The organism is Aeromonas sp. RU39B, assembly GCF_900156095.1.
GTDB lineage: Bacteria > Pseudomonadota > Gammaproteobacteria > Enterobacterales > Aeromonadaceae > Aeromonas.
The window spans coordinates 488066-500797 of sequence record NZ_FTMJ01000002.1 but is presented as its reverse complement, the minus strand read 5'-3'; the positions used below and the strand labels follow the sequence as shown (position 1 = coordinate 500797).

The following is a 12732-nucleotide window of genomic DNA, read 5'->3' as shown; positions in this document are numbered from 1 at the left end:
CCTATGCGGTCAGACAAAAACAAGAAGGGCGCCCAAGGCGCCCTTCTGCTATTCAAGCGTTGATCAGCCCTTGAACTTGCTGAACACCAGAGAGGCGTTGGTACCGCCAAAGCCGAAGCTATTGGACATCACGGTATCAAGTTGCGCTTCTTCGGTTTGACGCACAATGGGCAGGCCCACGGCTTTCTCGTCCAGATTCTCGATGTTGATGCTGGGAGCAATGAAGCCGTGTTCCATCATCAGCAGAGAGTAGACAGCCTCGTGCACGCCAGCGGCGCCCAGCGCATGGCCGGTCATCGCCTTGGTGGCGGAGAGCTTCGGAGCATTGCTGCCAAACAGGGTCTGGATCGCTTCCAGCTCCTTGGTATCACCAACCGGGGTGGAGGTACCGTGGGTGTTGATGTAGTCCACCTTGCCGACACCCTGCATCGCCATCTTCATGCAACGCACGGCGCCTTCACCGCTTGGCGCCACCATGTCATAGCCATCAGACGTCGCACCGTAACCGGTGATTTCGGCATAGATATGGGCGCCGCGCGCCAAGGCATGCTCGAGCTCTTCGACCACGACGATGCCGCCGCCACCGGAGATCACGAAGCCGTCGCGATCCGCATCATAGGTACGGGACGCTTTTTCCGGGGTGTCATTGTACTTGGTGGAGAGTGCGCCCATGGCGTCGAACTGGATGGTGGAAGACCAGTCCAGCTCCTCACCGCCACCGGCAAAAATGATGTCCTGCTTGCCAAGCTGGATCAGTTCCAGAGCGTGACCGATGCAGTGGGCAGAGGTAGCGCAGGCGGAGCTGATGGTGTAGTTGACACCCTTGATCTTGAACGGCGTTGCGAGACAGGCGGAGGTGGTTGAGGACATGGTACGCGGCACCATGTAGGGTCCCACCCGCTTGACGCCCTTTTCACGGGCAATATCGGCAGATTCGGAAGTGTTCTTGCCGGAGGCGCCGCCGGAACCGGTCACGATGCCGGTACGCTCGTTGGAGACCATCTCATCCGGCAAACCGGCGTCTTCAATGGCCTGCTGCATGGAGAGATAGGCGTAGGCCGCAGCGTCGCCCATGAAACGCATGACTTTACGGTCGATCAGTTCAGACGGATCGAGTTTGATGTTACCCCAGACACGGCTACGCAGGTTGTATTGCTCGAACTGCTCGGAATAGGTAATGCCGGACTTGCCTGCTTTCAGGGAGGCCAGTACTTCTTCCTTATTATTGCCGATACTGGAGATGACGCCGATACCGGTGATCACTGCTCTTCTCATTAATCCATCTCGTCTGGTAAAACTGGCACCGAGTCTACTCGCTTTCGGCTGCCCAACTGGTCTGCTTTCACGTAGAATGCCCGCGTTTTGTGACGGGAGTTGAAGTCAACGTGAGCCAAACATCGCTACATCTCGCCCGGCTGGAGTGGAACGACGCCGGAACACCGGTCTCCAGCGATTTCGGGGATGTCTATTTTTCCAATGATAATGGGCTAAACGAAACCCGCTACGTCTTTTTGCAGCAAAACGGCCTGCCCGAGCGCTTTTCACACCATTTGCGGGAGCAGTTCGTTATCGGCGAGACCGGTTTTGGAACCGGCCTCAATTTTCTGGCCGTCTGGCAAGCGTTTAGCGAGCATCTGACCACCGGTTCGAGCGGTGTAAGGCGCCTGCACTTTATCAGCTTCGAGAAATTTCCATTAAGCCGAGGCGATCTTGCCAAGGCGCTCGCCGCCTGGCCCGAGCTGGCCACCTTTAGCCAGGCACTGATTGCAGCTTGGCCCCTGCCCTTGCCCGGCTGCCACCGCCTGCTATTTGCAGGCGGTCAGGTGACGCTCGATCTGTGGCTCGGGGATATCCAGGATTGCCTGCCTTTGGTTGCGCACAATCAAGACGGCATCGTGGACGCCTGGTTTCTTGATGGCTTCGCTCCGGCTAAAAACCCACAGATGTGGAGCCCTGAGCTCTTTGCTGGGCTGGCCCGTCTGGCTCGTCAGGATGCCACGCTGGCTACCTTTACCTGCGCCGGTTTTGTGCGCCGCGGCTTGATTGACGCCGGCTGGGCCATGCAAAAAGTCAAAGGCTATGGCCAAAAGCGCGAAATGCTGGTCGGCCAGCGTCAACACAAGCCGCCGCAGGGCAGTTTTGGCAAAGGGTATCCGCGTCCGGCTGGCCGCGATGGTGAGGTATTGATCATCGGCGGCGGCATTGCCTCGGCCATGACAGCGCTCTCATTGGTGCGCCGCGGCCGCAAAGTCACGTTGCTGTGCGCTGACGCAGCGCCGGCACAAGGCGCATCGGGTAATCGGCAAGGGGCGCTCTATCCACTGCTTGGCGGTGAGCACGATCTCCTGTCGCGCTTTTATGCCGCCGCGTTTCCTTATGCCCGCGCCCGCTTGCGTGACTTGGCCGAAAAACACCCCATCGCGCACGCGTTGTGTGGTGTGGTGCAACTCGGTTATGACGATAAATCGTCGCAAAAGCTTGCCAAGATGCTGACCGGTCCCTTCCCGGCTGAGTTAGTCCAGCGTATCGACGCTGCAGAAATGGCATCGGTCGTGGGTCTGCCAACCGGCTGCGATGGCGTTGCCTATACGCAAGGAGGCTGGCTCTGTCCGGCGGATCTGACCCGCGCCGCCCTGGCTGAAGCGAGCGCAACAGGTCTTCTGACGATTCATGTCAATACGACTATCGAATCGGTGACCCAGCAAGGTGAAAAATGGCAAGCCCAAGGCACGGTGCAATCGTGGCAAGCACCCAATTTGGTGGTTGCCGCTGGTCATCGGCTGGGGGAATTGCTCCCCTTTGCTCAGCTGCCACTTTATCCGGTACGCGGACAAGTCAGCCATATCCGGACCAACCAGACCTTACAGCCGCTTAAGCAGGTGCTCTGCTACGACGGTTACCTGACACCGGCCCATGCTGGCAGCCACTGCATTGGTGCCAGTTATGGCCGCAATCAGACCGAGCTGACCTATCGCGAGGAAGAGCAAGCAGACAACCGGGCGCGCCTTATTGCCTGCCTGCCTGATCAAGACTGGCCAACTGCCGTGGATGTGTCGGATGGGCAAGCACGCGTGGGTATTCGCAGCGCCACCCGCGATCACCTGCCCGTGGTCGGGCCGGTCGCCATCCTTGATCAGTTAGAGATGCAGTGGCGTGATCACGCAAGCGATAGATCCTGGACCTTACCCACCTGGCCGGGACTGTTTGTGATTGGGGCCTTGGGCTCCCGAGGGCTCTGCTCGGCGCCATTGTGTGGTGAGTTGCTGGCCGCCGAGATCTGCGGCGAGCCACTGGGGCTTGATGCAGACTTACTCGCTGCCCTGCATCCGGCCCGCACCTGGACGCGTAAGCTATTAAAAGGAAAACCGCTCTAACAGGCGAAAAGCCTTTCTGAGCATATCGTGCGCTCAGGAGGGCCAGTCAATGCCGAGCGTCAGGCCGTTGTTGGTCTGACGGCGGTATTGCTCGAGTTCTTCATTGATTTTCACCAACTCACGCTGCCCTGCCAGCCACGCCGCTTGCTCCAGCGCCGAGCAACTGCTCATCGGAGCCACCCGGGCCAAGGCCTGCCCTATCTCGTTAGCCCCTTGTTGCATCCGCTCGCGATGATGCCACTCGTAATCGAGCACGCCCCCCACCAGCGTATCCCAGCGCTGGCGATCATAGCGCGTCGCGTTCGCGCGCTGCAGCCAGCGTGGCAGCATCACGGTTGCATTGAGGCTCACCGTTACCCCCGAGATGCGACACAGCACACCCACCTGGCGGGTATCCAGTTTCCAATTGACCCGATAACTGGCCTGACCAAGCCCGAACGCATGCTGCTTGATACGCTCTGCGAATACCGGACCCAATGCTTGCCAGGTCGGTGCAGCCACATCGAGCATGCGCAAATTGACGGTGCTGTTCACCTGCACAGCAGGCAGGGCGGCCCAACTCGGTATTGAGAAAACCGACAGCACAAAAACACAGCAAAATGCCACGCGTCCAGTCGCTCGCATCGTCACTTCCTCTCTCTTCGATGTAACGCTCTTTTGAGTGGCGCCAATCGATTCTTGTTCCTTAGCGTCTCACTCTCGCCCACGTCTGTCACCTTGGGAAAAAATGAGTCTTATCACAATATGCAAATATGCCCCTCACGAAACCTATCACTTTGGGAATAGAATCGCGCTCCCAATAATACTACTGACAGGTTTCTCTATGTTGGAACTGCTTATAGGCGCAGCGGTCACCGTGCTGGTTGGCCGCGCCATTTTTAAAGGTTACTCCGCCACCGGTGTACTGCTTGGTGGTGGCCTGTTGCTGCTGGCTATCACCGCCTTGATGGGTAAACCGGTGCTTCCGGCCAAGGTCGCCAGCACCGGCTATCTTGCCACCGATATCTTTGAATACATCCGCTTCCTGCTCAACGACCGTGGCGGTGGCCTCGGTATGATGATCATGGTGCTGTGCGGTTTTGCCGGTTACATGAGCCACATCGGCGCCAATGACAAGTTGGTGCTGCTCGCCAGTAAGCCGCTCAAGGTGATCAAATCCCCCTACCTGCTGCTGGTTGCGGCCTATCTGGTGGCCTGCGCCATGTCGCTGGCAGTGAGCTCGGCCACCGGCCTTGGCGTACTGCTGATGGCGACCCTGTTCCCCTTGATGGTCAACATGGGCATCTCTCGCGGTGCGGCTGCGGCGGTGTGCGCCTCGCCAGCCGCCATCATCCTCTCCCCGACCTCGGGTGACGTGGTGCTGGCCGCAAAATCCGCCAACATGGAGCTGATTGATTTCGCCTTCAAGCTGACGCTGCCGGTATCGCTGGCGGCCATCGCCTGCATGGCCATTGCCCACTTCTTCTGGCAGCGCTATCTCGACCGCCGCTCTGGTGAAACCATGCACCGCATGGAAGAGGGCGAGATCAAGACCAACGCCCCGGCGCTCTATGCCCTGCTGCCGTTTACGCCGATCATCGGCGTGCTGATCTTCGACGGCAAATGGGGTCCGAAACTGGATATCGTGACCATCATCGTGATCTGCATGGTGCTGGCCTGTGCGCTGGAGCTGATCCGGGTTCGCAGCAGCAAGTTGTTGCTAGACGGGTTGACTGTCTGCTGGCGCAATATGGCTGATGCCTTTAGTGGCGTGGTGATGCTGCTAGTCGGTGCCGGTGTGTTTGCCCAAGGCCTGATGACCATCGGCTTTATCGCCAACCTGCTCACCCACGTTCAGGATCTCGGCACTGGCGGCATGATCATCATGCTATCGCTTGTGGTGATCACCACCCTGGCTGCCTTTACCACGGGCTCAGGCAATGCGCCGTTCTATGCCTTTGTCGAGTTGATCCCGAATCTGGCCACCAGCCTTGGCATCAATCCGGCCTATCTGGTGATCCCGATGCTGCAAGCCTCCAACCTGGGCCGGACCGTGTCCCCGGTCTCCGGTGTGGTGGTCGCCTGCTCGGGGATGGCCAAGCTATCACCGTTTGAGGTGGTCAAGCGCACCTCGGTACCGGTTGCCGTCGGCTTGTTGGTGGTGATCATTGCCACCGAGATCATGGTTCCCGCCTGACACTGACCTTGCGGTTATTCAAGGGCCGGCTCGCCGGCCTTTTTCATTTCTGCATGCACGCTGGCCCTCACTCAGCAAGCGCGTTAGACTGGTCGTTTTCCGGTTTGCCGTGTCAGGAGGTGGCGCCATGCCTGTTACCCTTCATCTCGCCCATCTTAGCGATTGTCACTCCCACTTCGATGGTGCGCCGCTGCGCCTGCATACCCCTGATGGCAAGAGTGTGATGCGACACTGTGGCGGTTATCCGCGCCTGAAAACCCGTTTGACTCAACTAAGAGAAGCCGCCGCCAAGGCCGGTGAGCCGAGCCTGTTTTTACACGGCGGCGATACCTTCCAAGGCTCGCTTTACTTCAACCGGTTCAAAGAGCAGGCCAATGCGACCATGCTCACCGCGCTCTTGCCCGATGCCATGGTCATCGGCAATCACGAGTTCGATTTGGGTAACGAGGCGCTTGGCCATTTTCTGCGGGAGGTTCCGTTTCCGGTGCTGGCGGCCAATATGGATAACCGCATGGAAGCCGCCGACTGTCAGGCGCCGCTGCGCGGTTTACCCAATCTGTATGACTGTGAGCGCCCGTGGCTGGAGAAAAACGTGGGCGGCGTGCGATTTGCGCTCGTGGGCATTACCTTGCCGCAGATGGCCGATATCGCCAACCCGGATCCCTGGACCCGCTTTTTACCGGTGGTCGAGACCCTCGAGCAGGTGTTTAGCGATATCAAGGCAGAGGGCATCGTGCACATCATTGTGCTCAGTCACCTGGGGCTGGACCAAGATCAGTGGCTCGCTGCGCAGTTTCCACAGATAAGCCTGATTGTCGGGGGGCACACTCATAGCCTGCTCGGCGATCTCACCCATCTTGGGATCGCGGAAAAGAGCAGCTATCCGCTGTGGGTGGGCGATGTGGCACTGTTTCATGCCGGCCACAGCGCCCAGACGCTCGGAGTTGCCACCCTGACGTTTAACGAACAGGGCAAAATCGTTGCCCACAGCGGCCACACCGAATGGCTGGTGTGGGAAGCGGTCGATGGACTACCCGCGCTGACCGTGGTCGAGCCCGACGCGGCGCTCGAAGCTTATCTGGCGGATAACCTGAGACCGGCACTGGCCAAGATGGCCGCCGAGACCCTCGCCTATCTACCTGCCACCCTGCATCATCAACGACTGCCCGATAGCCACTACCCCCACGGCAGCGAACTCGCCCCGCTGGTGGCCGAGGCGATGCGCTGGAGCACGCAAAAACAGTGCGGTCCCATCGATTTTGCGCTGCATAACGCAGGGGGCGTGCGCTGCTCACTGGAAACCGGCCCGTTGACCGAAGCCGATGTGGCGGGGCGCCTACTTCCCTTTGCCATCCCGCTGATCCTCTATGAGGTATATGGTCAGGAGCTTAGCGATGCACTGGAGGGCGCTATCAACAACGCCACCAATCTCGATGGCAGCAGCAATGGCAACGGCAGTTTTCCCTATGTGGCGGGTCTTAAATACCGCTTTGATGCCAATGCCCCGCGGGGAAAGCGCATCGTGTCACTCAAGGTGGAGCGCGCCAACGGTCAATGGCAAGAGGTAGAGCCCGCGACCCTATATCGCGGCGTATCCAGTGCCTACACCGCATCGGGAAAAGAGGGGTACACGGCACTGCGGCGAACCCTGTCTCATCAACGCCGCGAGCTTGGCATGACCCTGGCCGAGGCGTTCACCCATTGGGCCCGCCACCAGCAAACCCTGCGGCCGCGCCCAGCACTGCTGCATTATCAACCGAAAACACAATAGACCCACCCAGCTATGGGCGATGGGGTAGAAAAAGCAGGAAGAAATGGGGGGATCCCCATTGTCACACGGGGCCAGGATCGGCAAGATAGCCGCACCTTTCAAGCCTTGATGGATAGCATACCGCCCCATGAATCGCCCGATGCGTCTTGCCCCTCCCCGTCATAACCCGATCCTGACGCCCACCGCCGTGATCGGCACCGCGTTGTTGGCTTTGCTGTTCTGTCTGCGCAATCCACTTTTTTATGGCATGGCGCCGGGATTTGATGCCTCACTGTTTGCCGTCATGGGCAAGATGTGGGCGCAAGGCGGTGTGCTCTATCGGGACATGATTGATATCAAGGGCCCGATGATCTTCGCCATTGATGCCCTTGGCTATCTGCTGGGTGGTTTTCGCGGGATCTGGGGGCTGGAGTGGCTCACCTGCTGGCTTGGGCTGATGGCAAGCTGGCACGCCCTTGAACAGCTGGGCCTGTCTAACCGGCCGCGTTTTGGCGCCCTGCTGGCGCTGATAGCCCTCTACGGCACCCGTTATTACTACGGCAACATGACCGAGGACTGGACGTTCCATCTGGCCCTGATCGGTCAATGGGCCTTCATTACCCTGCTGCTTGATGGCCGTTTTCGCCCCTTCCCGGCACTGGTCGCCGCCGTCACCTTTGCACTGGTGGCCTGGATGCGCCTCAATAATGGCGGCCTGTGGGGTGCCTGGTATCTGGTACTGTTTATGCTCTGGGTCAGCCAGCAGCAATGGCGCAGCGCACTGTTACTGCTGCTCTCGAGCCTGCTCGGTCTGGCATTGGTCGGTGGGCCGCTGCTCGCCTACTTCCACTACCACGGCGTGCTTGAGGCGTTTCGCTACTACTCCTTCGCCATCTTCTTTGAAGGCAGTTACGGCAATGGCAACTCGCTGGCCGTGGGCGCAGTAGGCCTGTTTCGTACCGGTCTTATCATGCTGCTGCCGGCTTATGTGGTGCTGATGCTGACCCGCCAGTGGCACTGGAGTATGCCGGTAATGATGGCTACGTTGCTCGGCGTGTTGTTTACGCTGGTAGCCAACTCGGTATCGGGCCATGTGTTCGATCACTACGATGTGCTCTATCTGCAACTGGGCCTGCTGCCACTGGCTTGCCTGCTCGAGCGCAGTAAAGATAACGCCGACGGTCTGGCACTGCTGTGTGTCGGCAGTCTGGCTCTTACCGCCGCCTGGCTGATGGCGCAGCAACTGGGTTTTGGCTGGAGCACCAAGGAGTGGTCTTTGGAGCGGGTGCGTGAAGTCCTTGGTGTGAGTCTGCTGTGGGCACTGCCTGTATTGGTGGTGGTGCCGCTCTGGCGCGCGTGGGATGTACGTAACCTGATGCCTTGGTTGGCAAGCCTCGCTATGCTGCTGGTTATCGCCGACAACGTCTGGGACGGTACCGAACGTGGTCGCCCCTTCAATCCGCCGGCTCAGGTGCGCGTGGATAAGATCCTCGAGAAGAGCACGCCTGGCGATACCCTCTGGGTCGATGGCACCTGGCCGCAATATTATCTGTGGACGGACCAAACCCCGGCCTCGGCCTACCTGTTCTTTGCCAACGTCAATCCACCGTATGATGTGCGCTCCCGGGTGCTGGATCAGCTCAAACAGACCCAGCCGCGCTTTATCATTACCAACCAGAAAAAACTCGACGAGATTGTGGCCTCATTGGCCAAGCAACCGCCGTCTACCCAATCTTTCTATCTCTACGTGCTCGATCACTACCAGCAGGTAGCCGATGGACTGTACGAACGCCGTTAATCCAGGCAGGGCTTGCTACGGCAGGCCCTGATACTCTCTATGCAACTTCCCTATCTTGCCGGTTACCCTGAATCCCTGCTGGCGCAGGTGCGCCAATTGATTGAACACGATAAGCTCGGTGCGGTGCTTACCAAACGCTACCCTGATCGCCACCAAATCCAGAGTGATCGGGCACTGGCCGATTACACCCAGGGGCTCAAATCCCGTTATCTGAAAAGTGCCGCCCCCTTGGCCAAAGTGGTCTATGACGGCAAGATCCACATTCTCAAAGACGCTCTGGGCCTGCACAGTTACGTCAATCGGGTACAAGGCAGCAAACTTAAAACGCGCAACGAAATTCGTATCGCCAGCCTGTTTCGCGAGGCGCCACCACAGTTTCTGGAGATGATCGTGGTGCACGAGCTGGCACACCTGCGTGAAAAAGAGCACAACAAGGCCTTTTACCAACTGTGCCAACACATGGCGCCCGATTATCATCAATGGGAATTTGATGCGCGCCTGTGGCTTACCTGGCGTGCCCTCACCAAGGAGTAATCATGCGGGCACTGCTCTGGCTTTTGCTATTGCCCCTTTCCATGGCAAGCGCGACCGAACACTGGCAGCAAGAGAGCTATCTGGCGAACAGTTTCTTAACTGTGGCGCTTAAACGCGAATACCAGCCCGGCGCCATGGCGCGCCTGACGCGTTGGGAGCAACCGGTGCGCTACTTTCTGGTCAACGAAAGTGGCGATTTGTCGCTGCAACAAGAGGTGGTTCGCGTGCAGCTTGAGCATCTATCGCGCATCACTGGCGTCCCCGTTCAGCCGGTAAGTGCACGGGAAAGTGCCAATCTGGTGATCGTCATGACCCGACAAGCAGAGATCCCTCGCTGGGCACAAACCCTGATGGGCCAAGGTCATCAGGTGAGTGCTGCGCTCGGTGATGGGCTGTGTCTTGGACAGTTCAAAGTCGGTAAGCGTGGCGCGCTAAGTAGAGCCAGCGTGCTGATCCCCACTGATCGAGCCCGCGACAAGGGACGCTTTTTAGATTGTGTCGTCGAGGAGATCACTCAGGTGATGGGGCTGCCTAACGACTCGGATCAGGTCTTCCCCTCGGTCTTCAACGACCACAGTATCGATAGTTTTCTCTCTCCACTCGACTACCTGCTGCTGCGGATCCTCTATGCCCCTGAGTTAAAAAGCGGTATGGATGTCAAGGCCGTGCAAAAGGCGCTACCCGCCGTGCTGGCCCGCCTTCGCCAAGAGGGAGAGATTGATGCTGCCCCCTTGCGGGTGCAAGCTGGCAGCCTTAAGCAGTGGGCCGGGATGTAATCATGCAGGCGCTGTCACAGCGCCTTTAGTCTATTGATACCGCCCACTGTTTATCCGATTCGCTCTTTATCCGATTCACTCTTTACCCGACGCCCTCGGCCAGAGCACGATCATGCCAGCTCGGCCTCTGGCATCCAGCTATCGGCATCCTCCCAGACCGATTGCACCAACTCAATGGCGGCCTCTTTATCATCGCTGGTTGCGCGCGAGACATTCAGAGCCATGGCGCTGCCGACCGCAATGCGCAGCGAGATATCGGGATAACGTTCGCTAAGGCGCTCAAGCAGGGCTTGATAAAGTGCCTCCTGCACGGCAGGAGAAATCGATTGGCGTCGATCCAGGATGATTTCAATTTTCATCGTGTCCTCTCAAATTGCAACGCATATTGCCTGTATATATATACAGTAAACTTGTGTTGCGCTGCAACCCCCTCACCTTTTCTCAGTCTGCCTGCTCCTCAGGGCTCGCAGCAGGATGTCCGCCGTCACCTGCTCTGACTGGGGCCAGAGTGATATTTGCCACAGTGGGCAGACCTTCTGGCCCATGCTCAAGCCCGGATGGCACTCCCTTCTCATATGCGTCTGTATTTTGGCACGAACATTGATTCACTCTCATTGTCAGGCTGTCAGCCAGTCAGTGAGACAGCAGGGTCCACCACACTGAAAGGTAGCTATATGCAAAAATCAACCAGCATCCGCATCAAGGTTGGCGCAGGCCTGGTGCTGCTCACCCTGCTGCTGCTCATTAGCAGCGTCATCAACTACCGGGCCATGACGGCCCTTGAGGCTAACACGGCCAATATCGCCGTTCGTATGTTCCCGGCCGAAGAGGCGGTGCTTAACGCAGACCGCGACCTGTATCAGGCATTGACCGCCGTGCAGGAGGCCCTGCTACTCAACAACGCCGATGCCTTGGCCAAGGCACGCGAAGACTATGACGAGAACGTCAAACAGGCCTATGACCGCATGCACAAGTTCCTCGACCTGCTTACGCCCTATCCGAGCGTCGCGGGTCAACTCACATCGTTTGAAACCTTGTTTGCGAGCTGGAACAAAGGGGCAAGTGAAGTCTTTACCTTGCTGCAAGCCGGAAAACAGGCCGAGGCAGTGGCACAGCAGCAGGCGATGTCCGATCCCTTCTCGACCCTGCGCGAGCAGTACAACCTCGCAGGTGAACTGGCTGGCACACTGACTGAACAGATGCAGTCAGACTCTCAAGCTGTGGTCGACAGCCGTCAACACATCACCCTGATCATCGCCGCCATCTCAGTGCTGATCGGCCTCATTTTGAGCTACGTCAACCCGCGCATGATCGTCACCGCCGTCAATGAAGTGCGCGGCAAGATTGACGATATCAGCCAAGGCGAAGGGGATTTGGTGAGCCGCATTCCCATCAAGACCGGGGATGAGCTTGGCCAGCTCTCTGGCAGCCTTAACCGTCTGCTTGATCAGCTGCAGCACCTGATCCGCGATGTGATAAGCGATGTGGGTCATCTTGGCGATCAGAGTAGCGGCCTTGGCAGAATCGTGCACGATGCCGAAGTCATCAGTGACCGCCAGCATGCCCAGCTCAATACCCTGGTGACCGCCTTTACCGAAATCGGTCATGCCATCAACGATATCTCCCAGCATGCCCAGCAAACCTCCGCCCAGAGCCAGGATGCCCAAGCCGCCGCCAATCAGGGGATGGAGCTGCTCGAAGAGAACATCGCAATGAATAACCGTTTATCTGCCAGTGTGCAAAATGCCGGGCAAATCGTTACCCAGCTGGCGGCCGAGTCCGAGCGCATCACCTCGGTGCTCGATGTGATTCGCGGCATTGCCGAGCAGACCAACTTGCTGGCCCTTAATGCAGCCATCGAAGCCGCCCGAGCGGGCGATCAAGGTCGTGGCTTTGCGGTGGTTGCCGATGAAGTACGCACTCTGGCCGGTCGCACCCAGAACTCGACGGAAGATATCCAGAAGATGATCAGCTCACTTAAGCAGCAGGTGGCCAATGCGGTAGCCGCCATGGAGAGCGGGTTTGAGCAGATGCAGGCGTCGGTCAAGATGACCGGCCAGATGCGCGGCACCTTCAGCGACATTCAGGGTCTGGTTGGCCAGGTGCAGGAGATGAACGTGCAGATTGCCTCTGCCACCGAGCAGCAGAGCCTGGTGATGAACGAGATCAATCAGGGGATGTCACAGTTAAGCGAATTGACCGAAGAGGCGCACCGCATCTCCAACTCGGTCAGCCAGTGCGGTCAGCAGATGGAATCCTTGACCGGGCAACTCTCGGGACGGGTTAAAAAATTCCGGGTCTGATGGCTGGCATCTGTTAAACCA

10 protein-coding genes are annotated in these 12732 nt (G+C 58.4%); 7 read left to right on the top strand and 3 right to left on the bottom strand.

All coding sequences use genetic code 11. The features are described 5' to 3' along the window. Positions 1–63: 63 nt before the first annotated feature. Entirely contained in the window at positions 64–1275 is a 1212-nt protein-coding gene (fabB, locus tag BW958_RS05025; RefSeq protein ID WP_076574631.1) for a beta-ketoacyl-ACP synthase I, read from the bottom strand. An 89-nt stretch (positions 1276–1364) separates the two neighbouring features. On the opposite strand from fabB, the gene mnmC reads away from it, so the two are divergent. After that, positions 1365–3374 (top strand): bifunctional tRNA (5-methylaminomethyl-2-thiouridine)(34)-methyltransferase MnmC2/FAD-dependent 5-carboxymethylaminomethyl-2-thiouridine(34) oxidoreductase MnmC1, encoded by a 2010-nt coding sequence (gene mnmC / locus BW958_RS05020; RefSeq protein WP_179078816.1) that lies wholly within the window; start codon positions 1365–1367, stop codon positions 3372–3374. Between the two features lie 33 nt (positions 3375–3407). Here mnmC and BW958_RS05015 read toward each other — a convergent pair whose 3' ends face one another. After that, complete coding sequence (locus tag BW958_RS05015) at positions 3408–3998, bottom strand: DUF922 domain-containing protein (RefSeq protein ID WP_076574629.1); 591 nt, start codon at positions 3996–3998, stop codon at positions 3408–3410. 199 nt (positions 3999–4197) lie between these two features. On the opposite strand from BW958_RS05015, the gene dcuC reads away from it, so the two are divergent. From dcuC to BW958_RS04990, 5 genes are all read left to right on the top strand, one after another. Continuing rightward, positions 4198–5550: an anaerobic C4-dicarboxylate transporter DcuC gene (dcuC, locus tag BW958_RS05010; RefSeq protein ID WP_076574628.1), complete on the top strand. Its 1353-nt coding sequence runs from the start codon at positions 4198–4200 to the stop codon at positions 5548–5550. A 127-nt stretch (positions 5551–5677) separates the two neighbouring features. Next, positions 5678–7321, top strand: a complete 1644-nt coding sequence (locus BW958_RS05005) for a bifunctional metallophosphatase/5'-nucleotidase (protein ID WP_076574627.1) — start codon at positions 5678–5680, stop codon at positions 7319–7321. Between the two features lie 127 nt (positions 7322–7448). Beyond that, on the top strand, positions 7449–9098 hold the full coding sequence (locus BW958_RS05000; protein WP_076574626.1) for a hypothetical protein: 1650 nt from the start codon (positions 7449–7451) through the stop codon (positions 9096–9098). 39 nt (positions 9099–9137) lie between these two features. Then, the gene (locus BW958_RS04995; RefSeq protein ID WP_076574625.1) at positions 9138–9632 is read left to right on the top strand and encodes a M48 metallopeptidase family protein; all 495 of its coding nucleotides are present in this window, start codon (positions 9138–9140) and stop codon (positions 9630–9632) included. Positions 9633–9634: 2 nt separating this feature from the next. Next, positions 9635–10408 (top strand): DUF2927 domain-containing protein, encoded by a 774-nt coding sequence (locus tag BW958_RS04990; protein ID WP_076574624.1) that lies wholly within the window; start codon positions 9635–9637, stop codon positions 10406–10408. A gap of 110 nt (positions 10409–10518) precedes the next feature. Here the strand turns inward: BW958_RS04990 and BW958_RS04985 are convergent, their stop codons facing one another. Next, positions 10519–10767 (bottom strand): DinI-like family protein, encoded by a 249-nt coding sequence (locus BW958_RS04985; RefSeq protein WP_076574623.1) that lies wholly within the window; start codon positions 10765–10767, stop codon positions 10519–10521. 315 nt (positions 10768–11082) lie between these two features. Between BW958_RS04985 and BW958_RS04980 the strand changes: the two genes are divergently transcribed. After that, positions 11083–12711 (top strand): methyl-accepting chemotaxis protein, encoded by a 1629-nt coding sequence (locus BW958_RS04980; RefSeq protein ID WP_076574622.1) that lies wholly within the window; start codon positions 11083–11085, stop codon positions 12709–12711. Positions 12712–12732: the final 21 nt, after the last annotated feature.

Coding starts and splice junctions, on each gene's coding strand:
- fabB (WP_076574631.1), bottom strand. CDS start 1,275: ATGAGAAGAGCAGTGATCACCGGTATCGGCGTCATCTCCAGTATCGGC.
- BW958_RS05015 (WP_076574629.1), bottom strand. CDS start 3,998: ATGCGAGCGACTGGACGCGTGGCATTTTGCTGTGTTTTTGTGCTGTCG.
- dcuC (WP_076574628.1), top strand. CDS start 4,198: ATGTTGGAACTGCTTATAGGCGCAGCGGTCACCGTGCTGGTTGGCCGC.
- BW958_RS05005 (WP_076574627.1), top strand. CDS start 5,678: ATGCCTGTTACCCTTCATCTCGCCCATCTTAGCGATTGTCACTCCCAC.
- BW958_RS05000 (WP_076574626.1), top strand. CDS start 7,449: ATGAATCGCCCGATGCGTCTTGCCCCTCCCCGTCATAACCCGATCCTG.
- BW958_RS04995 (WP_076574625.1), top strand. CDS start 9,138: ATGCAACTTCCCTATCTTGCCGGTTACCCTGAATCCCTGCTGGCGCAG.
- BW958_RS04990 (WP_076574624.1), top strand. CDS start 9,635: ATGCGGGCACTGCTCTGGCTTTTGCTATTGCCCCTTTCCATGGCAAGC.
- BW958_RS04985 (WP_076574623.1), bottom strand. CDS start 10,767: ATGAAAATTGAAATCATCCTGGATCGACGCCAATCGATTTCTCCTGCC.
- BW958_RS04980 (WP_076574622.1), top strand. CDS start 11,083: ATGCAAAAATCAACCAGCATCCGCATCAAGGTTGGCGCAGGCCTGGTG.